The sequence below is a fragment of the Nocardia sp. NPDC049737 genome, from assembly GCF_040674755.1.
In the GTDB taxonomy this organism is placed as follows: domain Bacteria; phylum Actinomycetota; class Actinomycetes; order Mycobacteriales; family Mycobacteriaceae; genus Nocardia.
This window is the reverse complement of the sequence record NZ_JBFANH010000015.1, coordinates 182,049-204,293: the sequence shown is the minus strand read 5'-3', so window position 1 is coordinate 204,293 and position 22,245 is coordinate 182,049. Positions and strand designations below refer to the sequence as shown.

Annotated in this window: 23 protein-coding genes; 10 read left to right on the top strand and 13 right to left on the bottom strand. The window is 65.6% G+C overall.

The window, feature by feature from the left end; all coding sequences use genetic code 11:
* Positions 1-53: 53 nt before the first annotated feature.
* Both AB0J47_RS21530 and AB0J47_RS21525 read right to left on the bottom strand, forming a co-directional pair.
* Positions 54-233 (bottom strand): hypothetical protein, encoded by a 180-nt coding sequence (locus tag AB0J47_RS21530; RefSeq protein WP_364348505.1) that lies wholly within the window; start codon positions 231-233, stop codon positions 54-56.
* Between the two features lie 2 nt (positions 234-235).
* Entirely contained in the window at positions 236-1,453 is a 1,218-nt protein-coding gene (locus tag AB0J47_RS21525) for a wax ester/triacylglycerol synthase domain-containing protein (RefSeq protein ID WP_364348394.1), read from the bottom strand.
* A 547-nt stretch (positions 1,454-2,000) separates the two neighbouring features.
* On the opposite strand from AB0J47_RS21525, the gene AB0J47_RS21520 reads away from it, so the two are divergent.
* Entirely contained in the window at positions 2,001-3,839 is a 1,839-nt protein-coding gene (locus AB0J47_RS21520; protein WP_364348390.1) for a long-chain fatty acid--CoA ligase, read from the top strand.
* Here AB0J47_RS21520 and AB0J47_RS21515 read toward each other — a convergent pair.
* The 3 genes from AB0J47_RS21515 to AB0J47_RS21505 form a co-directional block, all read right to left on the bottom strand.
* Entirely contained in the window at positions 3,833-4,621 is a 789-nt protein-coding gene (locus AB0J47_RS21515; RefSeq protein WP_364348387.1) for a universal stress protein, read from the bottom strand. The two genes, AB0J47_RS21520 and AB0J47_RS21515, sit on opposite strands and share 7 nt — an antisense overlap.
* A gap of 202 nt (positions 4,622-4,823) precedes the next feature.
* Positions 4,824-6,551 carry a GAF domain-containing sensor histidine kinase gene (locus AB0J47_RS21510; protein ID WP_364348384.1) on the bottom strand — a complete coding sequence of 576 codons (1,728 nt, stop codon included), beginning with the start codon at positions 6,549-6,551 and terminating at the stop codon, positions 4,824-4,826.
* Between the two features lie 120 nt (positions 6,552-6,671).
* Entirely contained in the window at positions 6,672-7,436 is a 765-nt protein-coding gene (locus AB0J47_RS21505) for an SDR family oxidoreductase (protein WP_364348381.1), read from the bottom strand.
* Positions 7,437-7,683: 247 nt separating this feature from the next.
* Between AB0J47_RS21505 and AB0J47_RS21500 the strand changes: the two genes are divergently transcribed.
* Positions 7,684-8,604 (top strand): NAD(P)H nitroreductase, encoded by a 921-nt coding sequence (locus AB0J47_RS21500; RefSeq protein ID WP_364348502.1) that lies wholly within the window; start codon positions 7,684-7,686, stop codon positions 8,602-8,604.
* 14 nt (positions 8,605-8,618) lie between these two features.
* Here AB0J47_RS21500 and AB0J47_RS21495 read toward each other — a convergent pair whose 3' ends face one another.
* The 6 genes from AB0J47_RS21495 to AB0J47_RS21470 all read right to left on the bottom strand — a co-directional run bounded on the left by AB0J47_RS21495 (position 8,619) and on the right by AB0J47_RS21470 (position 12,965).
* The gene (locus tag AB0J47_RS21495) at positions 8,619-9,527 is read right to left on the bottom strand and encodes a DUF302 domain-containing protein (protein WP_364348378.1); all 909 of its coding nucleotides are present in this window, start codon (positions 9,525-9,527) and stop codon (positions 8,619-8,621) included.
* An 8-nt stretch (positions 9,528-9,535) separates the two neighbouring features.
* A complete protein-coding gene (locus AB0J47_RS21490) occupies positions 9,536-10,063 on the bottom strand; it encodes a flavodoxin domain-containing protein (protein WP_364348375.1) in 528 nt (175 codons plus the stop codon).
* A gap of 348 nt (positions 10,064-10,411) precedes the next feature.
* Entirely contained in the window at positions 10,412-11,404 is a 993-nt protein-coding gene (locus AB0J47_RS21485) for a hypothetical protein (protein WP_364348372.1), read from the bottom strand.
* Positions 11,405-11,668: 264 nt separating this feature from the next.
* The gene (locus AB0J47_RS21480; RefSeq protein WP_364348369.1) at positions 11,669-11,794 is read right to left on the bottom strand and encodes a hypothetical protein; all 126 of its coding nucleotides are present in this window, start codon (positions 11,792-11,794) and stop codon (positions 11,669-11,671) included.
* A gap of 286 nt (positions 11,795-12,080) precedes the next feature.
* Positions 12,081-12,215 (bottom strand): universal stress protein, encoded by a 135-nt coding sequence (locus AB0J47_RS21475; protein WP_364348366.1) that lies wholly within the window; start codon positions 12,213-12,215, stop codon positions 12,081-12,083.
* Positions 12,216-12,284: 69 nt separating this feature from the next.
* Entirely contained in the window at positions 12,285-12,965 is a 681-nt protein-coding gene (locus AB0J47_RS21470; RefSeq protein ID WP_364348363.1) for an SRPBCC family protein, read from the bottom strand.
* Between the two features lie 198 nt (positions 12,966-13,163).
* Between AB0J47_RS21470 and AB0J47_RS21465 the strand changes: the two genes are divergently transcribed.
* From AB0J47_RS21465 to AB0J47_RS21455, 3 genes are all read left to right on the top strand, one after another.
* Complete coding sequence (locus AB0J47_RS21465) at positions 13,164-13,319, top strand: hypothetical protein (protein WP_364348360.1); 156 nt, start codon at positions 13,164-13,166, stop codon at positions 13,317-13,319.
* 33 nt (positions 13,320-13,352) lie between these two features.
* Positions 13,353-13,595, top strand: a complete 243-nt coding sequence (locus tag AB0J47_RS21460) for a hypothetical protein (RefSeq protein ID WP_364348357.1) — start codon at positions 13,353-13,355, stop codon at positions 13,593-13,595.
* 267 nt (positions 13,596-13,862) lie between these two features.
* Positions 13,863-14,060 (top strand): hypothetical protein, encoded by a 198-nt coding sequence (locus AB0J47_RS21455; protein ID WP_364348354.1) that lies wholly within the window; start codon positions 13,863-13,865, stop codon positions 14,058-14,060.
* Between the two features lie 63 nt (positions 14,061-14,123).
* Here the strand turns inward: AB0J47_RS21455 and AB0J47_RS21450 are convergent, their stop codons facing one another.
* On the bottom strand, positions 14,124-14,651 hold the full coding sequence (locus AB0J47_RS21450; RefSeq protein ID WP_364348351.1) for a flavodoxin domain-containing protein: 528 nt from the start codon (positions 14,649-14,651) through the stop codon (positions 14,124-14,126).
* Between the two features lie 216 nt (positions 14,652-14,867).
* Positions 14,868-15,422 carry a flavodoxin domain-containing protein gene (locus tag AB0J47_RS21445; protein ID WP_364348348.1) on the bottom strand — a complete coding sequence of 185 codons (555 nt, stop codon included), beginning with the start codon at positions 15,420-15,422 and terminating at the stop codon, positions 14,868-14,870.
* A gap of 149 nt (positions 15,423-15,571) precedes the next feature.
* On the opposite strand from AB0J47_RS21445, the gene AB0J47_RS21440 reads away from it, so the two are divergent.
* The 5 genes from AB0J47_RS21440 to otsB all read left to right on the top strand — a co-directional run bounded on the left by AB0J47_RS21440 (position 15,572) and on the right by otsB (position 22,225).
* Positions 15,572-15,784 carry a hypothetical protein gene (locus AB0J47_RS21440; RefSeq protein WP_364348345.1) on the top strand — a complete coding sequence of 71 codons (213 nt, stop codon included), beginning with the start codon at positions 15,572-15,574 and terminating at the stop codon, positions 15,782-15,784.
* A complete protein-coding gene (locus AB0J47_RS21435) occupies positions 15,781-15,876 on the top strand; it encodes a hypothetical protein (protein ID WP_364348342.1) in 96 nt (31 codons plus the stop codon). The genes AB0J47_RS21440 and AB0J47_RS21435 overlap by 4 nt, the downstream gene beginning before the upstream one ends.
* A gap of 347 nt (positions 15,877-16,223) precedes the next feature.
* Complete coding sequence (locus AB0J47_RS21430) at positions 16,224-16,499, top strand: hypothetical protein (RefSeq protein WP_364348499.1); 276 nt, start codon at positions 16,224-16,226, stop codon at positions 16,497-16,499.
* 35 nt (positions 16,500-16,534) lie between these two features.
* A complete protein-coding gene (locus AB0J47_RS21425) occupies positions 16,535-17,965 on the top strand; it encodes a serine hydrolase domain-containing protein (RefSeq protein ID WP_364348338.1) in 1,431 nt (476 codons plus the stop codon).
* Between the two features lie 294 nt (positions 17,966-18,259).
* A complete protein-coding gene (gene otsB / locus AB0J47_RS21420) occupies positions 18,260-22,225 on the top strand; it encodes a trehalose-phosphatase (protein WP_364348335.1) in 3,966 nt (1,321 codons plus the stop codon).
* Positions 22,226-22,245 lie beyond the last annotated feature (20 nt).

The window sequence follows — 22,245 nt, the reverse complement described above, 5'->3', positions numbered from 1 at the left end:
CCCAGGAGATTCCGTCCACTTGCTCGATACGCTCGTGGTTCGATCGCTCCGGATCAGACCGGTGTCGATCGAGATGCTTCGGCAGTGGCGTCGGCTTGCGGTGCGCACTCGCCGCCGAGACGGAGCACGGTAGCGAAGCCTGCGGCGAGGCATTCGGTCAGGGTCGCGAGGTCGGGGATCGCGGCGGTGTCCGCGTTGATCGCGACGTAGCAGGTTCCGGTATGCGAGGTCATTGTCACGTTGACCGCCGTGCCGATGGTGGGGCCGAAAGCGTACACATAGCGTCTATGCGCGCACCGGCGATATAGAGGGGCACCGGGGAACCGGGGACGTTGGAGGCGACAAAGTCGACATGCTTGAGCATCTCGGTGACCACTCCGACCGGCAACCGGTTGAACGCCGCCGCGACAGCACCTGATAGCGGTATGGCCGGCTCGCGGCGCCAACGGTCGACCGCGACGTCCACGGCGCGCATCAAATCTGCGGTCTCGGCGATGTCGACCGGCAACGCGAAACGTGCGAGCGTGATCCGGTTGCCGCCGAGTGGATCATCGGCCGTTCGGAGACTGATCGGCATGGTCAGCCGCAGATGGTCGACCGTCGCCCCGTGCTGCTCGTGATACATGCGCAGTCCGATGACCACAGCGGTCAAGAAGGCATCGTTCATCGTGCAGCCCACGGCACGCGCGGCGCGGCGTATTTGCTCGACGGGTGCATCGAGCACCGCCAGTCGGCGACCGAGACTGCGTTCGATCATCACTGGCGACAGCGTCGCGGTAACAGGCTTGGCCAGACGGACCAGCGAGGTCGCGAACGCGGCGCTGTCGCGTAGCGCCCGCGCGGGATGAGTGAGAGCTCGCCACGCGGTTTGTGGCGTCGCGCTGATACCGCCGCGAAGGAGATCTGAGCCGACCGACCAATTCCATGCCACGATATCGCGCAGTGCGCCGTCACTGTCGTGCGGCAGCTCGGGCGAATTGCCGCGATCGGTGCCAGCACGATCGAAATCGAGTAGCGCGGTGGCGATCTGAATGCCGCCGATACCATCGGTGAGGCTGTGGTGCACTGTCATCACCAGCGCGCATCCCCCATCCGACAAACCGCTGAGCAACGTCGAGCGCCACAGTGGACGAGCCGGATCGAAGGCGGTCATCGCCTCGGTGCGCGCGAATTCGAGTACCGCGGACATAGTCGCCGGTTCAGGCAGCGCAACCCGTCGCAGGTGCCAGGACAGGTCGAAGCCCGGATCGAGGGCCCACCTGGGCGGAGCGAGACCGAACGGCACGGTGATCAGCCGATGCCGCAACCTCGGCACGAGGCGGGTGCCGCGATCGATCGTCTGCACCAGGCGATCCCAGTCCGGATCGGTATCGAGGATCAGAACCGCGACGATGGTCGAACGCAGGACCGGATCGCGCTCCATGTTCCATGAGAACAGGTCCGATTGCGACATGTGGGATTCGCGGGGGCCCATAGCCTGCTGCCTTCGTCTTCGCCGTACCGCTTCGCTTGTGCTTCCCCAGACCTCCACGGTCCGGGTCGGTTCCGCCGAGGCGGTCGCGCGGATCTTGTCTTCCAGAACCGTCGATCGCCGCACGCGATGCCAAGGCATCGCCGCACATCCGTTCCGATAACTCGACGCTGAACGCGATGTAGGCAGAAACACTTGGCGACCACCGGATATCGTGTCCCACGCCGAGCAGCATGCGCTCGATGTCGCAGGCCCAAGGACGGCGCGCTCGGCGGTATCTGTATCAATAAGCCTGCTCGGTCCCGACCGAAGACAACCGATCACGAAGACCTTTATGTCGAGGCCCTTTGTCCTCTCCCTGGGCCGCTGGCGGGTCGGGAACCACCGATGGTCCGGGGTTACGCAGTTTCGCCGTACCCCTCGGTCAACGCGCGACTATGCACTCAGGCCCGGGGCCCGCCGACGCGGGTCTGCAGGTTTCTGTCCCGCTTTGGACAGACCTCGGCCTGGGACTCGGTAGAATCGAATGATGACGTTCCTCCGGGAATCCGAGGAACTTTCCGATCTCAGCAAGATCGAGGACCGGGCGTCCTCGGTCGCCCAGATGCTGGTCGACCGAATCACCGCGACTCCAGACGCGGAGGCGTTCCGATTTCCTGACGGCAAGGGCTGGACCAGCGTGTCCTGGAAGCAGTTCGGCGACCGCGTCAATATCCTCGCCGCCGGATTGATCGCACTGGGAATGCAGGCCGAAGACCGGGTCGCGCTCGTATCGTCCACACGCTATGAATGGGTGCTCGCCGACTTCGCCGTGATGTGCGCCGGTGCGGCCACCACCACCGTGTACCCCACGACCAACGCCACCGGCGTCGCGTTCATCGTCGCCAACTCGGGCAGCCGTATCGTGATTGCCGAGGATCAGACCCAGGTCGACAAACTGATCGAACACCGCGTCGAACTGCCCGACGTGCAACGGGTAGTGATCGTCGATGGCGAGGGCGACGGAAACTGGGTCATCACTCTCGACGACCTCGAAAAGCGCGGACGCGGACTGCTCGCCGAATCCCCCGACGCGGTCGCCGACCGCATCCGCGGGATCCGGCCCACGCATCTGGGCAGCATCATGTACACCTCCGGGACGACGGGCACCCCGAAGGGGGTTCGGCTGCCGCATTCGGCATGGACCTACAGCGCCGCAGCGATCGACGCCGTGAACGTTCTCAGCTCCGACGATCTGAACTTTCTGTGGCTGCCGCTGTCCCACGCGTTCGGCAAGGTGATGTTGGCGCTGTCGCCACTGATCGGCTTTCCCACCGCGATCGACGGCCGGGTGGACAAGATCGTGGACAACATGGCGGTACTGCACCCCACTATCGTGGCGGCCGCCCCGCGCATCTTCGAAAAGGCGCATGCCCGGATCGAGGGCACGATGGCCGAAGAACGCGGGCTCGAGAAGAAGCTCTTCGACTGGGCGATCGGGGTCGGCCTGAAGGTCTCGCGTGCCAGGCAGGCTGGCGAGAAACCGTCGCCTCTCGTTTCACTGCAGCACAAAGTTGCCGACAGGCTGGTGCTTTCCAAAGTCCGTGAACACTTCGGTGGTCGGCTGCGGTACTTCGTTTCGGCATCGGCCCCCTTGGACCGTGATGTCGCGCAATGGTTCGACGCGATCGGCATCATCGTGCTCGAAGGCTACGGCCTGACCGAGACCGCCGCCGCCTCGTTCATCAACCGCCCAGGTGCATACCGGTTCGGAACTGTAGGCAAACCGTTCCCTGGCACCGAGGTCAAGATCGCCGAAGACGGTGAGATCCTGATCAAAAGCCCGGGTGTGATGAGCGGCTATCACGACCGCCCCGACGCCACCGACGAAGCTTTCGACGCGGACGGCTGGTTCCGCACCGGCGACATCGGCGAGATCGACGCAGACGGGTTCCTGCACATCACCGACCGCAAGAAAGACTTGTTCAAGACCTCGCAAGGCAAATACGTCGCGCCCTCCGCGATTGCCGCCACATTCAAGGGAATGTGTCCATACGCAGCGGAATTCATCGTCTACGGAGAGACACGACCCTATTGCGTCGCATTGGTCGGCCTCGACGCCCAGGCCATCACCGAATGGGCCGGCAAGCACGACCTAGCCGACAGACCGCTCGCCGAAATCGCTCGGCACAAGAAGACCCATGACGTCATCGCCGCCTATATCGACCAACTGAACACCCAACTCGATCGCTGGGAACAGGTCAAGAAATTCGACATCATCGACCACGAACTGTCCGTGGAGGCTGGTGATCTCACACCGAGTATGAAACTTCGCCGCAAGATAGTCGTCGAGAACCTTGCCGACAGCATCGACACCCTCTATCACTGAAGTCGATCGAGCAGTGCCCGGCGCGGGCCCGACAGGTACACCTTGCGGATGACCTGAACGTCCGGGTACTTCTCCTGCCAGCCCGCGAGCTGCTCGGCGAGGATCGCCTGTCCGGCGGTCTCGGCGTCGTGGTCGGTGATTGTGTAGGGGAGTCCGGCGAAGCGGTCGTAATACAGATCGCTCCAGGCATGCACGGCGACGAGTTGGGCGTTGCACTCGCTGGCTTCGGCGAATGCGGCCGCCACCGCAGCCGAGCTGACCGGTCTGGCGTCGGCGCCGAGCACAACCGGGCCGATGCGCCGGGCCTGTTGTTCGGTGCCGGTGTCACGGACCACCACGATCGGGCCGCGGCCATGGCTGGCGACGGCGAGCAGTGTCGACCCGAGATGGCTCAGGGTGCCGCCTGCGCCCTGAGCGCCGATCGCGACCAGATGCGCGGTTTCGGACAGCTCGATCAGCAGGCGTGCCGGATTGGCTTCGGAGACTTCGGTTTCCACGGTCAGCGTCGGATCCACTTGGTGAGCCAGCCGACGCGCGGTACGGACCAAGTCTGCACCTTCGCGGCGGATCGCATCGATCACCGGGGGCATGATCACGTCATAGATCCCATAGACGGCCTCGGCGGCAGCGAGTCCAGGCCGTGCACGATCCGCAGGCCGCGGCCCCGACGCCGTCTCGGCGGCCCCTCGGACGGCGAGATCGGCGGCTTCGGAGCCGTCGATGCCGACCACAATTTCGGCCGACGCCAGTCGGTGTCGATCATCGTAATGCTGGGCGGTCATGGGCAGTGTCCCTTCGGATTCCGAAAAATCTGCTACCCGAAGATTCGGAATCCGAGATGGTCCGGCACGCCTGGCGTTGGTCCCGAACCGCAGAGCACAAAGGCCGCTCCTGTCGTAGCTGATTCGGCATGCACGAGGCCCTGCATGGTGGACATGCGCGTGCCATCGCCAGGTGCGAGCGTGCGTGCTGTACCGGTAGAACTCAGGGCAGCGGCGCGGACCAGCGCAGCACCGTGCCTCCGCCGAGACCGTTCGCAACGCGGAAGCTGCCGCCCGCTTGTTCGGCGCGCGTCGCCAGATTCGCAAATCCGCTCAATCGCGCGACATCGTCGGGCAGGCCGATACCGTCGTCGGTCACCTCGATAGTGACGTCATCGCCTACACGCAGATGGACCGTCACCGTCGTGGCCTGCGCGTGCCGCACCGCGTTGCTGACTGCTTCGCGCAGTACTGCCTCGACGTCTTCAGATAGTGGCGGCGCCAGCACCGAGACCGGGCCGACGAGTCGAATTGTGGTGCGCAGCCCGCTTTCGCCGACCATGTCGGCAATGATCGCGTGCAGTTGTTTGCGCAGCGTCGGGGCGCCCGCGGTGGTGCTGCTGTGCAGGTCGAAGATCGATTCCCGGATGTCTTGGACGATCGACTGGATGTCGGCGATGGTGTCGATGAGCCGGGATTTGACCTCTGGTGCGCGGGCCCGCTGCGCTGTGCCCTGTAGTGAGAGACCGACCGCGAACAGGCGCTGAATGACATGGTCGTGCAGGTCGCGCGCGATCCGGTCGCGGTCGGAGAGCACATCGAGTTCGCGCATCCGCCGCTGGATAGTCGCCTGCCGCAAGGCGAGTGCGGCTTGATCGGAGAAGGCGGCCATCATCGACTTCCCAGCCTCGTCCAATTGTTGCGCACCCGCCGGTTGCACGGTGACGAGCACGCCGATGACCGAATCCTCGGCGCGTAGCGGCAGGATCAGCGCGGGCCCGAATTTCGATGGTTCATAGAAGACCGGCCGGAAGCGCAGTTCGTCGACCGCGACGACCCGGCCGGACCGGAACGCTTCGCCGGAATTCGATTCACCCATCGGGATGCGCTCGCCGAGCAGTTCGTCGGCGCCGACGCCCGCGGCGGCCTCTACCATCAGTTCGGTGACATCCTCGACCGGGACTTCGGGGTCCTCGGGCAGGGCGAGGAAGGTGCACGCCGACTGGGTGAGTTCTAGCGCCCGTTCGGCGACCAGCTCGAGTGCCGTACCCGGTTCGCCGCCCGCGAGCAGCTCGGTGGCCACATCGTGGTTGGCTTCCAGCCATTGCTGGCGGGTCTGGGACTGCTCGTAGAGGCGGGCGTTGGCGATGGCGATGCCCGCCGCAGCGGCGAGTGCCTGCACCACGACCTCGTCGTCCTCGGTGAACTCCTGGCCACCGGCCTTCTCAGTCAAATACAGGTTGCCGAAGACTTCGTCGTGGACCTTCACCGGTACGCCGAGGAAGGTGTGCATCGGTGGGTGGTGGGAGGGAAAGCCGACCGAAGAGGGATGCCTCGAAAGGTTGGTCAACCGAAGGGGTTTGGGCTCCTCGATCAGCAAGCCGAGCACACCGTGACCGCGCGGCAGATCGCCGATCATGACCCGGGTGCGGTCGTCGATGCCCTCGTAGACGAACTCGGAGAGCTCATTGCTGGTCTTATCGGTTTCTCGTACGCCGAGCGCGCCGTATCCGGCGTCGACCAGCTCGATGGCGGTGTGCACGATCGAGCGAAGCGTGTTGTCCAGGTCCAATCCGGCGGTGACCACCAGCATCGCCTCGATCAGGCGATCCATCTGATCGCGGACACCGACGATCTGGACGATCCGGTCCTGGACTTCGCCGAGCAATTCACGAAGTCGCAGCTGGGCCAGGGTCTCCGTCACCGGAGTTTGGCCGGGTCCGGTGGACATGCCGCCATCCATCCCCCCATTTTCGCATGACCTTTACCCCATGGGGCGCCGTGTAAACCTCCCCGCGCAGCACCCATGACACCGATGTGTTTTTGCGCAGCTGCGCGGACGCGGCTGGGGTCACTGCCATGTTCCGTGCGCTTCAGCGGGTTCGACGAGTGTCATGCCTGCGGTAGCGCCACCGTCGATGACGAATTCCGATCCGGTCGAGAAGGTGGCCTCATTGACGATGAAGCCGACCATCGCCGCGACCTCCTCTGGCTCGCCGAAACGCGGAAGCGGCTGGGCCGCGGCAATACTGGTATCGAAGCCGGCTGTCATCGGGGTGTGGATCGGTCCAGGGTGCACCGAGCAGACCCGGATACCGGCGTCGCCGAGTTCGAGTGCGGCGGCCTTGGTCAACCCGCGCAGGCCCCATTTGCTGGCAACGTAACCGGCGATCCCGGAATAGCCCATCAGACCCGCGGTCGAGGAAATGTTGACAATGACACCTCCGCCATTCGCGCGCAGCCGCGGGGCCGCCAGATGCATACCGAGCCAGGCGCCGAACAGGTTCACATCGACGACGTGCCGGAACATCGCGGGGGATTCGGACTCGATACCGCCGAAGTCGATGATGCCCGCATTGTTCACCACAACGGCCAGTGGTCCGAAGTCCGCTTCGGCGTCGTCGAGTACCCGCCGCCAACCATGTTCGTCGGTGACATCGAGGTGCCGGAACATCACTGTCGGACCTAGGGATTCGGCCGTCGCGGTGCCCTCGGTGTCGAGGAGGTCGGCCACCACGACGCGCAGGCCGGATTTGACGAGCGTTTGCGCGATGACCGCGCCGATGCCGTGCGCCCCGCCGGTGACGACGGCGCTTCGGCCATGGAAATCGGGCATGGTGCCCACCTCCTTATCGCTGACGCGCAGCGGTTCCTGCTGATGTACTCAGGATTTCGCAACAGGCGCCCCAGCGTGATGGCCGAAGGTCATTGATGTGACGGGACTTCTGGACCGTCTGCGCACTCCCGTTGCCGGCGGCCGACCGTAGCTGGCGTCCTGGAAGTCCCGCCAGGATGGGGCGTCTTGCCCTACCTGCGGTATCCCCGCGGTGAGAGCGTGAATTGGGAGGAAAGAAAGGATGACGATGGACCACGGACTGCCCGATGATCACAGCGTGCGGGTTGCACTAGCGCTCGCGGTGCGGGCGCCGTCGGTACACAACACCCAACCATGGCGATGGCGGATCGCGGACCGCAGCGTCCACCTGTATCTGGATCCGCCCCGGGCTTTGCCCCCTCCCGACCTCGACCAACGCGATCTCGTCTTGAGCTGTGGTGCCGCGCTGCATCATCTGCGCGTCGCGTTCGCCGCGCTCGGCTGGTCAGCAGTGGTGCGACGGCTGCCGAATCCGGCGCAACCGAACCATCTGGCATCGATCGAACCGGTGCGCCATCGGCGAACCCCGAATGAAATCGAGTTGAGCGCCGCCATCACCCGCAGACGAACCGATCGCAGGCTCTTCACTGAGAGGCCGGTGCCGCCCGGGTACCTCGGATTGGTCACCGAGCGCGCGGCGATCCTGGGGGCGACCGTGCGGCAGGTGACCGACCGGTCGCGCGACTACGTGGTCGAAGCGATGCGGGCCGCGGCGGAGCAGCACGCCGGAGAGCCGGAATACCGGTTCGAGCCGCCGGAATGGCGTGACGGACCGGCCACGGCCGCGGTGCCCGCACACGAATGCGACTTTGCCGAGCTGCTCGTAGTCGGCACCTCCGCCGACGATCTGCTCTCGCGATTGTGCGCGGGCGAGGCGTTGAGCGCGGTGCTGCTGACCGCGACGAATGTCGGGTTGGCCACCTGTCTGCTGACCGAACCGCTCGAGACACCGACACTGCGGGACCGTGTCCGTGCCGGCGTCCTGAACAATTACGGCTACCCCCAAGCCGTGATCAGAGTCGGCTGGGCACCGACGAGCGATGGACAGTTACCCCGCACACCTCGTCGGGCGGTCGAGGATGTGTTGGCTCCATCGACGGTAGGGGTCGCCGAGGCGACCGCCTGCTGACTGACGGACTTGGACTACTTCGGATCGGGCGATCGCTTTTCCGCCGTCTCCAGGCGTTTTTTCGCGGTCGCCAGGGCAGCCGCCAATCGGTCGCGTGCTTCTCGGGCAACCGCACGCAGCTCCGGCCGGTCGGTGTGGTGCAGGACCTCGCCGCACAGCAGCAACACCGGGTCGACCGCTTCGACGAGGGTGGTGTCGCCGTCAGTGCGCACTACGACGTTGCACGGCAGCAGCAGTCCGACCCGGGGATCGGCGATCAGCGCACGCTGCGCGAGGATCGGGTGGCAGGCGCCGAGAATCAGGTAGTCGTCCATCCGCACACCGAGCTTCGTCTGCAGCGTGGCGCGCACGTCGATCTCGGTCATAACGCCGAAACCCTGTTCGGCCAATGCCTTTCGCAGTTCCGAGACGGCGTCGGCGAACAGCGCTTGCACCCGCACAGCGAGGGTGGCGGCGATCGGCCGGCGGATCTCGGTCACGAGATCCCCGGTCCGCACAGCGGCGTCCAGCGCCACCAGATACACCTCGGTCGGTGGCCCCATCGGTTGATAGTCGGAGCATCGGATCCAGTCGTCCAACGCGCGGTACGCGTCACCGATGTGTCGATAGTCGCCGTGGTGCCTGGTGCTGGCGCACAGCCTCGGCTCGGGACGGCGCAAGCCGGCTTGTTCAGTGGTGCCGTCGAGTGCGCCGTCGGTCACTGGGAGACCGAAGTCCACCTCGGTGGTCATACCTGGTCCGAGCATACCCAGATACGTCGTCGACGGTGGTCCGGCCGGCGCGATTCCGGTGCGTTCGGCTAACTCGTAGAGTGCTCGCATCCCCTCCCGGATATCGTCGCCGGCAAAGTCGCCGCGCACCGAGCGGCGCAGTTCGAGCATGGTGGTGGTGTTCGATTCGACGACCTCGACCCGATATGACATCTCTGGCCTCAGGACCGGTGCGCGATATGGCCGAGTTCGGCGCGGGCGAGGCGGTCTGCCCAAGCCCGCGCGCGCTCCAACTCACCCGGCGTTACCGGGCCGAGGATGCCGTCGACGAGGAAGTCCACCGGTCGGTCGACGAGCTCATAACCCAGGCGCCGCAACCGTTTTCCGGCACCACGTGCGGCCGATCCCGGTAGCCAGGTGGGTTTCGCGGCCTTGGTGGCGAAGGCGGCGGCCCGGGAGCCCGGCGGCACCGGCAGTGCCGCGTCGAGCCATTCGCGCATGCCGATATCGACCGCGACCGGTGCCTCGGTCCGGCTCGCCGCGTCGCGCCGAGTCCGAGCCCGGCTCATCCCGAGGGCGTGTGTCGGGGCACCGACCACCAGCAGATCCACCGTCGGTTCGGGGCGCTGGGCAGCGGCGGCCACATCCAACACCTCCACCTCGCCGTATTCGCCCAATGCCGCTGCGATGGCCTTGGCGATGGCGGCGGTGTTGCCGAACATCGACTCGTAGACGACCCGGATCCGCATCTCGGTCTCCCTCTGCACTGATACCTGCGGAAACTTCTGCGCTCCCGACGCTACGGCCGCCCGACGGCCGCACACAGTGCCGAACCGACGCAGGCCGAGGGACTTTCGACCATCCCTTCCCGACTTGCCGATCGCGGCCGCGGCCTACCGGGCGTACGAAAACACGAGGTCGGTGGAGCCCGAACAGGGAACCTTTCCGCTCCGCTCTGGATCGCGACTCCCTCGCCTTCGTCGAAAAGCTCACCCGCACAACCGGAGTCCGCATCGATGAGGCCGACTACCTGCACCTGGCCTCCATCGATTTCCTCACCACGGCCGGATAGCGCAACAAACGGCAGCGGCCATCGGTCAAGACGAACCGACCTCGAGAAACTCGTCGAGTGGTCGTCGGGGCGTCGGGGCCGATTCGGTGTCCTCGGGTGCGATGCCGATGCGGACGATGACCTGGGGGAAGTCCCAGTGGGGGATCAGGTCGGTGATCACCGAGCGGCTGGCGGCGAGTTCAGTGATGTGGGTCAGAGCGCAGGTGGCCAAGCCGCGGGCGGTGCATTCGAGCAGCACCTCCGAGAGCGCCTCGCCGGTATGCAGCCACTGTGCCGGGGCATCGCCTAGGGTGCTGAGCACCACCAGCCGGGCCTTGTCCTCGAGCCCGTCTCGGCGGGCCGAATACGGCGTGGACGGGAAACTGCGTCCGACATCGACCCTGGCGGCCTCGGCATCCGATACCAGCGCGGCCGCGGGGACTCCTTCCTGGGCGTCGGAATGTCCGGCCCACCAATGCAATTCGGTCTGATACTCCATATCGTAACGGCGCAACGCCGTGGCATGTTCGGTGGCCGCGGCCAGTCGGTGCCTGCTGCTGTCGGCGATCTCGTCGACCGCCACATGATGTGGTCGCGCCAGTTCGCGCACAGCGCTGAGCACGTCGTGCCAGTTGTCCGGCGTCAACATCGGCAATCGATCGGTATGGCGCCGGTGGATGGCGCGCACCCGAGTGGCTGTCGTGTTCAGCGCACCGGGCCACGGCCGGAACTCCAGCGTGGCCAAAAGGCCCGGCAGACCGGGGTCGGGGAGGCGAGTGACCTCGGCGAACCAGCCCATCGACAGGAAGGCCAGGCGCGCATGGTCGAGCACCGCGCCGCAGCTGAGCACCAACTGCCTGCCGAGCGGATCCGCCGACTGCAGCAGTCGATCGGTATCGCTGCACAGTTGCAGTCGTGCGCCGTCGAACACCCAGCGCCACGGCTGGGTGTTATGCACCGAGGGGGCCCGGGAGGCGAGCTTTAGCGCCATCCGTACGGTCCGCAGATCGGGTGTGCTCGCACGATCACTTGCGTTCATATTCCGAGTCTCGCCTTCGGGACCCGACCGCCACGACGGGCATTGCGCACCTATCCGGGGGGCCATGGTCACCGCCGCACCGGCACACCACTGGCCTGATCTCGGTCTGGACGGGTGATCACCAGGCCACGTGGCGTCAGGGCGCACCGCGACAGCTGGAGCGCGAAGCACGCGGCATGTCGGTGGCGCTGGTCTGCGAGGCCATTGCGGTGCCGGGTTCGGGCTTGTACGCGCCCATCCGGTCCCCCTGATCAGGAGCGATTGTCATGGGATCTCGGACGTCCTCGTCATGCCGAGCACGATGAAGTTGCCCAGGCCGACGATCCGGTTATCGACAAAAGCGCCGAGCGCACAGGGCGCAGGATCGCGCACCGCGAGGGCGCGCGACATTCGGTAACTCGGTCGGACTCGGCACGAGAATTCGGAAGAGGCTGTTGTTCTCGGGCATCCCAGCGTGCAGATCCGCGACAGTGGCGGCATCGGCAGGGCCGAGCGGGCGGACGGTGATGTGTCGGTCGAGGTGATCATGCCGCGGTCTCCGAACCGAGTCGACTAGCGTTGGAGCGCTTCTCTGAACAGGGTCGGATCGGAATTGGGGCCGAAGGTCTCCAATTGAGGACCGAACAGCACTGAACGCCGGGCGTTCTGTGGGGTCCGCGCTCGAAGGATGGCGCCGCTAGGCGGTTTGGGTGACCATGACGGGGCAATGGGCGTGCTGCACAAGAAAATTGCATGTGGAGCCGAGCAACAGGCCGGCGCAGCCGCCCGCTGTCGGCTGCCGACCATGATCAGTTGCGCCGTTATCGGTCATATCATCGAGTGTCGTCGGGCGATACGCCAGCCGATGTGGGCCTTCAGGCCCGTTCCCGAAAGTCCATCGTTACCGGCCGCCGACCGCGGCCGGTGGGTCGGACAGTTTGACGGCAGGTACGGCCTTTACAGAGGTACGCTCGGCGCGCTGTTTGATGCCGAGCAGCATCTTGCGCTCCATGACCCAACTACCCGGCTCCATGATGAACCGGCTGAGCATGCGAGTGGGCACCGCCGCCTCGGGCAGCGCGATCCGGTTACGGCTGACCAGCCGAGTGCCTTCGGCGCTCGAATAGAGCCCGAATGCCCACACCCAGTGCTTATCCTCCGAGGCGAACACCACTGCCCGTTCGGGTTCAACGATGGCTATCCGCATCCGTGGGCCGGTCTCACCGAGCACGAAAGTGTCACCGACGGCAAGGTTTTGGAACTGCGGAAGAATGGTGTCGGCGCTATGCATGTTCAGTCCGAGCAGGTTCTCGATCCAGTCGTAGGTGTAGGCGCCGCCCCGGCCGGGTCCCATCTGGACCAACCACGGCCAGATCCGCTCCGGAGCCGCGTCGACCGTAATGGACCTGGTGGCAACGATATCCGGGTCGGTGAGTAGGTCATCACCCGGCATCGCACGGGCGATTTCGTCAGCGCTGGAGCCCCAAGTGAGGCAACGATCACGCAGGACCACTTCATAGCTCACCGCCAACCCGACCAAGCATGTGCCGATTCCGATCGCGCAAGCTGTCATTGTCTTCATATCCCGTACGGTCCACCGAAACCAGTGGCGGGCACAGGGTCGTTCGGCAGCAGGGGCGACGACCTTGGTCCGCCGCAGCGGAACCGCTCGGCCGCGCACGCCGTCACCACCGGCGTTGCGCCGGGTGCGTCTACCCGGATCATGGGACCACCATCAGCCTTCGGCTCCGTCACCGCCGCTGCCGCCGCCTAACGACGCTTGCGCGGCGACACCCTGATCGGCGCGCTCATCTACCGGCTGGCCGACGAGTATCCGTGGCTGTGCGCCTGCGGAACACCACTCGCGGTACTTCCCGCGGACACCGGAGACTCGACAAAGGACCGCTACGTCGGCAATAAGGCCTTTCGGCCCTGATGTCGCGGGCGCCCGGACTGGAGGCTATGTCGCGTGACCGATATTCAGCCGGTACATCGCTTTGAACGGATGCAGTGCGAAGCCGAACCGATGGCCTGGACCATCGATCGGCTGTGTTCGGAATTCAGCGACAGGGTCTCCCGGGAACGGGTGATCGGTGTCGTCGACGGGTGTGCACGGGATCTTGCTGGAACCCCACCCGGCGCAATGCCGGAACTGTGTGAACGACTCGCCCGCCAGTGCTTGCTGGACGTACTCGAACCGACCGCCGTCTGACCTCGACACTGCTGAATTACGGCCCTTATTCACTTCCGCCCGCCGAACGGATAGTCGGTGCCATGGCTCTCACACACCAGGTAGAGCGAATCGCACGCGGAGCGCTGTACTGACGTTCCTGGCCGGAATGTTGGCGATCTGGGCTGCGGCGGGTGCGCTGGCGATGATATTCGGTCTCGTCGACTTCGGTCCGGCGATCGATAGCGCCTGCCGCTACACAGCCCAGTCCGCGGCGGAGTGGCGCTCTGTGTCATTGTCGGGGCCCCGATGGCAGCGACCGCCCTGCTTACCGCCCGCGGTGAACAACACGCGCCGTCGATCGCGATGACCTCCGGGGTGCTGCTGATCGGCGGGATTGTGATGCAACTGGCTGTTATTCGCCACACCAGATGGCTGCAACCGGTGTGCGTGCTGCTCGGCTCGTGCTCGGCTGGGCCGGGCGGCGACGATGATGTCCGTCGCTGACTGTGCCAACGAAGCCGACATACGCGGGCCGACCGGTGGTCGATGCTCCTGCCGGGGTCGGCCTCAGAATCGATGCGCGATCCGATCGGCCCCGGTATGTGCGAGGCGTTCGCCCCAAGCACGGGCGCATTCCAGCGCACCCTGGGCCAGTGGTCCGGTCACGCCGTCGACGAAGAAGTCCACCGGCTGGTCGACGAGTTCATAACCCAAGCGCCGCAATCGTTTACCGGCACTGCGGGCGGCTGAGCCCGGCAACCACGATGGCTTCACAGCCTTCGTGCCGAAGGCCGCGGCCTGGGTGCCCGCTACAACCGGCAGCGCCGTGTCGAGCCATTCCCGGATGCCGACCTCGATGGGGACCAGCGCGTCGGTCCGTTGCGCAGCATCGCGGCGGGTCCGGGCTCGGCTGAGCCCGAGCATATGTGTCGGCCCGCCCACCACCAACAGATCCGCAGCCGGCTGGGGCAGCTCCGCGGCGGCCGCCACGTTGAGCAGCTCCACTGTTGCGTACTCGCTCAGCCCCTGAGCGATGGCAGCGGCGATGGCGGCGGTGTTGCCGAACATCGATTCATAGATGACCCGCGCCAGCATTTCGGTCTCCTCCTGATATGAAACTGGGTGGAGGGTGAAATCGACGCTACGGGCGAACGGCGCCGTCGAACAGGGCCGAACCGACGCTTACTGGGGTACCTTCGGACATCCGAGGGGGTTCCCGATGACTCTCGGCCGTCGCGTCGGGGTCCACGGTGCACAGCGCTGGAACGGTTGCCGGCTTGGAACTTCGAGGCAGGTCGGTCAGGCCTCTGGTCAGGGCACGACCGTCGTCGATTGCGGCTGTGGCAGGCCCAGCGATTGCGCGATCATCGACGACCAGGCGCGGATAGCGCCCCAGTCGCGCAGATCGCCGTAGCGTCCGCCGCCCATGAGGCGGTAGAGCGTACGTGCCTGTAGCGAGACACCGGTGCGTTCGTAATGCCCGGCGAAGGCCCGATAGTCCCGCGGGGCGACCGACGCGACGAGGCCCGCGATCTTCTTCGGCACGGTGCCGCCGATCCATCGCCCGATTGGCCCGCGCAGTGCCGGACCGAGACCGACACTGAACATCCAGACATCAGTGTTGCGCAGGGCTTCGCGGTGGGTCCGAACGAAGGTCGTCGCGGCGGGCAGGAGGTCCCTATTGTGCACGGCGCTACCGAGGATGATCGCGCGGAAATGAGACAGGTCGGGCGCGTGTTCGATGTCGCTCAATTCCACATCGGCGCCACGAGCGCGGAAATCATCGGCGATGAACTCCGCAATATCACGAGTGGATCCCTCTGCGGTCGCGTACATGACCGCGATCCGGGGCGTATTCGATTCCATGCCCTCAGCGTGGTTCAATGCGGGGCTTACCGGTCAGAGTCGTGGTACCCAGGCTACCGGGACCAATGACCCATCGGAGGCAGTTTCGGCGCGGATCAGGCGACGGCAGTGCTGGGTCTCATAGAATTGTGGTTCGAAAGGCAGGTCGCATGTCCACCAACGGCAACTGGCTCGCCCGCAGCGCTGCGACCACCGTGCCCGGCTCGGTGGTGCTGATCGGGCGCGGTCTTTCTCTTCGAAGGCATTCTGAAGTTGCTGGGCCTGAGACGCTCGGCACCGGCCGGTTCGACAAGGCTGATATCTCGGCGGCGGATTCGTTGCAGCACTCGACGGAGTATTCGAAATCGGCTGCGGTGCATTGATTCCGGCTGGTCTGCTTACGCGGCTCGTGGCGATCCCGATGATCGTGGACATGATCGGCGCACTGCTGATCACCAAATTGCCCATCCTCTGAGGTACGGCCGCATTATTCACCGGCAAGTCCGGGTGGTGACCGCGATCCGAAAATGCTGTTCGTCGACTACAACCCGGGATTTCGTCCACGAATCCAGCGCCGACCTGGCCCAACTATGCGGAAGCGTGTTCTTGCTCATCGTCGGTGCGAGCGCCTCCTCGGCCGACGCCGCGCTGGGCCGGGGCACCGGAAGTCGTTGGTAGGTGTCATTCGGCGCGTGTGTCATTGGTACCCACAGGACAGGGCGATCGGCCCTGCCGACGCCGTGCGTGCGGGCGCACAGTGGTGCTACCTACCGAACCGATCCGCAGTCTGCCCCGGTTCGTGATGTCGAGGAGATGCCCGAGATGATGTATTGGTACGACCACGACCTCAATGGGTGGGACTACGCCGGGATGAGCGTCGGAATGGTGTTGTTCTGGGGTCTGCTGATCACCGCGTTCGTACTGGTGGTTCGCATGGTCACCCGCTCCGATCACCCCGCCTCGACCGGTCTGTCGCTGCGGACCGCCGAGCATCTGCTCGCGAAGCGCTTCGCGCGCGGCGAGATCGATGAGAAGGAATACGTGAGTCGGCTCGAAACGCTGCACGCGCATACCGCGCCGCGGGGGTCACGGCGGTGATGAACGGCCCTACCCAGGAGACGATCGGAGTCGCGATGTCAGTGATCGAACGAAACAGTGTGGGGGATCGGGTCGAAGCTTTGCCGGCTCGTCGGGCGATGGTGGGATCGGCATTGGCGGTCGTGCGGGCGGGGAAGTTGGAGTTCTTCTCCGGCAACGGTTTCGCCGATCTCGCCGCGCATCGGCCGATGACCGTGGATACGGTGGTGCGGGTCGCGTCGATCACCAAGACGTTCACCGCACTCGGGGTTATGCAGCTGGTGCAGCGGGGCCTGGTCGACCTCGATGTCCCGGTGGAGAAGTACCTGCGCGCCTTCCCACTCGTTCCCGCCGACCCCGCTTTTCGGCCCGCCACCGTGCGCCACTTGTTGACCCACACCGCAGGGATCGGCGAGACAGCGCATCCCGCACGGGTTTTGCGGCCGGACTTCGGTGAGAGCGTGGATCCGGGCACGCCGATCCCAGCGTTGGCGGACTACTACCGAGCCGGCTTGCGCCTGCGGGCCGAACCGGGCACTCGGTGGACCTACTCCAACCATGGGTTCGCCGCGCTCGGGCAGATCATTGCGGACGTCAGTGGAACCTCGTTGGCACAGTATCTGCGCGAGAACATCTTCCGACCACTCGGCATGACCGATACCGACCTGGAGCTCACGCCGAGTATGCGCGCACGCCTCGCGACGGGCTACCACCTGCGGGGCAGCGGACCACGCGCCATCACCCTTCGCGAGATGGTGACCGCTGGAGCCGCGTCGGCCTACTCGACGCCCCGCGACATGGCGCGCTATCTGGCAGCGCTCTCCGGCGGCGGGGCCAACGAATTCGGCGCGGTTGTCGAATCCAGCACGCTGGCGACGATGTTCGAGCCGCAGTATCAGCCGGATCGGCGGATACCGGGGATGGGTCTGGCTTTCTTCCGTGGCGTCGCGGGTAGTCATCGAATCGTCGAACATCAGGGCATACTGCCCGGGTTCGACTCCCAGATCTGGGTCGCGCCCGACGACGGGCTCGGGATCTTCGCAAGCACCAACGGCGCGCACCGTGCCATGCTGTGGCTACCCGCGGAGGTTTCCGAGTTGATGAATGATCTGCTGGGTGTGCGCGCCGACGCGATTCGAACCGATGCCGGTCACCATCCGGAGATCTGGAACGAGATCTGCGGCTACTACCGCCTGCCCGGCGCCCTCACTGATCTTCGTGCCCGTTCGATGATCGGCGCTGGGGTGCAGGTCCGGATCCATGCCGGGAGGCCCGTGCTGCGGCTCTTGACCCCCGTTCCGAGCTTGCTGCGCGGATTGCCGCTGCATCCTGACGACCCCAGCGATCCGTGGGTATTCCGGGTCGACCTCACCCGGTTCGGCATCGGTACGGGCCGGATCGTGTTCACGCGAGACTCGGCGGGCGACTCGATGCGCATGCATTTCGATCTGGTACCGATGACGCTGCTGCGCCGCGGCGACCGATAAACGAGGAATCAGCCGCGTGTGGCGCCGATGTCGGTCTGCACGGTCGCCGCGGCGCAGACACCGGATTGGGCTGCTGGTCGGGGCGGTTGGGTTGGCGAAAGCGGGCGAGCGCTGTGCTCCAGCCAGCGGCCCGCCATCGCCGTACGCCGATGGTGCGGTGTGATGCCGCGGCCGAGCAGGAGCCGTCGGTTCCCGGCATCCGCCCGATCGCCTGGATGTGTCGGGGGCATTCGGCTCCTCTCCACATGACCTCCGGCTCTTGATCGGGCCGACAAATCGCCCCAGCCTTGAGCTGTGAGCACAGGCGAGCAGGCCGCACAATTGATCGACGCGCGCCGATATGACGCGGTGATCTTCGATATGGACGGTGTGGTCACCGACAGCGCATCGATGCACGCCGCCGCGTGGACCGAACTGTTCGACCCCTTCGTGGCGTCTCGGCCCGCCGAGCCCGGGCAGGACCGCTCGCCATTCACCGCGGTGGACTACCAGCGCTTCGTCGACGGCAAGCCGAGATATAGCGGTGTGGCGGATTTCCTTACCGCACGCGGTATTTCGCTGCCCTGGGGGGATCCGTCCGATCCGGAGGACGCTGCCACGGTGTGCGGTCTCGGCAATCGGAAGGATCACCTTTTCCAGGATCGGCTGGCCCGCGACGGCGTTCCGGTCTTCGAGTCCACGGTCGCCTTGGTGCGTGAACTGCGGGACGCGGGGATCGGTACCGCGGTCTTCTCCGCCAGCCGCAACTGTGCCCAGGTGCTCGAGGCGGCCGGGATCGGGGACCTGTTCGCGGAACATGTCGACGGGGCCGTCGCCGAGAACCTCCGGCTGCCGGGAAAACCCGATCCGGCCATGCTGGTCGAGACGGCTCGGCGGCTCGGCGCGGATCCGGGCCGGACGGTCGTGGCCGAGGACGCCGAAGCGGGGGTGACGGCCGGGCGGCGCGGCGGTTTCGCGCTGGTGATAGGTATCGATCGAACCGGGCACGCCGATCAATTGCGTGCCCATGGGGCCGATGTCGTGGTTGCCGATCTGGCCGAGGTGCGGGTGCGCGCTGGGTTCCGACGCATGTCGGAGATTCCGGGTGCGCTGGAGTCATGGCCCCGGATATCTGCTCTGCTCGACACCGCGAATGTGGCCGTGCTGATGGACTTCGACGGAACGCTCGCCCAGATCGTGCCCGATCCGGATGCCGCCGTCCTGGTCGACGGCGTGGCGGCCGCGATTACCGAGCTCGCCGGTATCTGCCCGGTCGCGATCATCAGCGGTCGCGATCTCACGGACCTGCGCAAGCGGGTTGGTCTGGAGGGGATTTGGTATGCGGGCAGCCATGGTTTCGAATTGATCGATCCGGCCGGCGGTTACCACGTGCACGACGCGGCACCGACCGCCGAGCACGCCATTGCCGCTGCCGCGGATGAGCTGACCCGTCGAATGGCCGAAATGCCCGGAATTCTGGTGGAGCACAAGCGATTCGCCGTCGCAGTGCACTACCGCAACGCCGCACCCGGAGTGGTGGCCAGTGTGATCGGCGCCGTGCACGCGGTCGCGCAACAGTCCGGGCTTCGTATCTCCAACGGTCGCAAGGTAACCGAGTTGCGCCCCGATACGGACTGGGACAAGGGCCGGGCGCTGGACTGGATCCTCGATCAGCTCGCCCGCCCGGAGCTGCCGATCTACCTCGGCGACGATCTCACCGACGAGGACGCCTTCGATGCAGTCGCCGCACACGGGATCGGAATCGTCGTGCGCCACAGTGAGGATGGCGATCGCCGCACGGCCGCACGGTTCGCGGTGGACGGACCGGACCGGGTCAGGAAAGTCCTCGACCGGCTCGCCGGGACATTGCATCGCGAATCCGACGCGGACACCGCCGATGCCTGGACCCTGGCCTTCGACGGCTACGACCCCCAGACGGAGAAACTCCGAGAAGCACTCTGCACGCTCGGCAACGGATACGTCGCCACGCGCGGCGCGTCGCCGGAAGCACGGGCGGGGGAGCACCACTATCCCGGGACTTATGCGGCCGGCATCTACAACCGGCTCACCGACGAAATCGCCGGGCGGCAAGTCTCCAACGAGAGTCTGGTGAACCTGCCGAACTGGCTGCCGGTGTCGTTCCGGATCGAGGACGGCCCGTGGTTCGACCTCGACACCACCGAACTGCTGTTCTACCGGCAGGAACTGGACCTGCGCCGGGCCGTGTTCACCCGCCGCTTCCGGTTCCGCGACGCCGCGGGCCGGATCACCGCGGTCGAGCACCGGCGGGTGGTCGCTATGCACCGGCCCCATGTCTGCGCTCTGGAGACCACGGTTGTCGCCGAGAACTGGTCGGGGCGCCTGGTGATCCGTTCGGCCCTGGACGGAGCTGTCCGAAATGAGCTGGTGCAACGCTATCGGGGACTGTCCGGCGACCATCTCACCGATATGCAGGGGACAAAGCTGTCCGCTGATTCGGTGTTGCTGACGGTCCGGACCAGCCGGTCTGGAATTTCGGTGGCACTCGCGGCGCGCAGCAGGATCCTGCAGAACGGGGAAATCATCGACCGGGCAGGAGATTTCGTCGAACAAGATGGAGTGGTGGGACATGATTTCACCGTCGAGGTGGTCGGCGGGGCAGCGGTCACCCTGGAGAAGACGGTCACCATCTGCACCGGGCGTGATCACGCGACCTCGACGCCGGAGGAGGAGGTCGTGCGCTGGCTCAGCGCCGAGGGCGGATTCGGGCAACTGCTCGACGGTCATGTCGCGGCCTGGGAACGCCTGTGGGATCGGCTGTCCATCGAACTCGAAGATCGCAAGAACGCGGCCCGCGTGCTGCGCGTGCATCTGCTGCATCTACTGCAGACGCTCTCGCCCAATACCGCCGATCTCGACGTCGGTGTCCCCGCGCGCGGACTGCACGGTGAGGCGTACCGCGGACATGTGTTCTGGGATGAACTGTTCGTCTTCCCGGTGCTGAACCTGCGTTTTCCCGCCCTGACGCGATCGTTGCTCCGGTATCGCTACCGGCGACTACCCGAGGCGCGACGCGCGGCGCACGAAAACGGCCTGTCCGGAGCGATGTTCCCATGGCAGTCCGGCAGTGACGGGCGCGAGGAAAGCCAGCAAATGCATCTCAATCCACGCTCCGGACGGTGGAATCCCGACCCGAGCCAGCGAGCCAATCACATCGGCATCGCGATCGCCCACAACGTGTGGCAGTACTACCAGGTGACCGGCGACCGCGAGTTCCTGCGCGAATGTGGTACCGAGATGCTGGTGGAGATCGCCCGGTTCTGGTCCAGTATCGCCAGCTACGACACAACCCGGGACCGCTACCGAATCCGGGGTGTGATCGGACCGGACGAATTCCATTCTGGTTATCAGGCACGGCCTTTCGACGGAATCGACGACAACGCCTATACCAACATCATGGCGGTGTGGGTGATTCGTCGCGCTCTCGACGCGCTCGACCTGCTCGCGCCGCGCGAACGCACCGAACTGCTGGAAACCCTCGGTGTGGCGCCATCGGAACCACAGCATTGGGCCGACGTCAGCCGCCGCATATACGTGCCGTTCCATGGTGGCATCATCAGCCAGTTCGAGGGCTACGACCAACTGGCAGAACTGGATTGGGCACGGTACCGGCAGCGGTACGGCGATATCCAGCGACTGGACCGCATACTCGAGGCGGAGGGCGACGACATCAATCGCTACCGGGCCGCCAAGCAGGCCGACGTGCTGATGCTGTTCTATCTGCTGTCCTCCGACGAATTGCGGGAACTGCTGGGAGAACTCGGCTACGACCTGCCCGCATCGATGATCCCCTGCACCATCGACTACTACCTCGCCCGGACCTCACACGGATCGACACTGAGCAGCGTCGTCCATTCTTGGGTGCTGGCCCGCGCCAACCGGGAGCGAGCGATGGAATTCTTCGACAGTGTCCTCGAGTCCGATATCGGTGACATCCAGGGTGGCACCACCGCCGAGGGTATCCACCTCGCCGCGATGGCAGGCAGCATCGACTTGTTGCAACGCTGCTTCACCGGGCTCGAAACCCGTGCCGAGCGTTTGATATTCGCGCCGCACTGGCCGTCATCCCTCGGTGCGCTGACCTTCCCGATTACCTACCGCGGGCACCAACTGAGAATCCGAATCAGCGGCAGCGACGTCGAGGTCAGGTCGGAGCCGGGAAACTTGCCACCGATCGAGATCGAATGCCGCGGACAGATCGAACAGTTGGCTCCCGGCTGGACCTTCCGGGCTCGCGCCTAGCGGCCCCTGATTCGAACAGC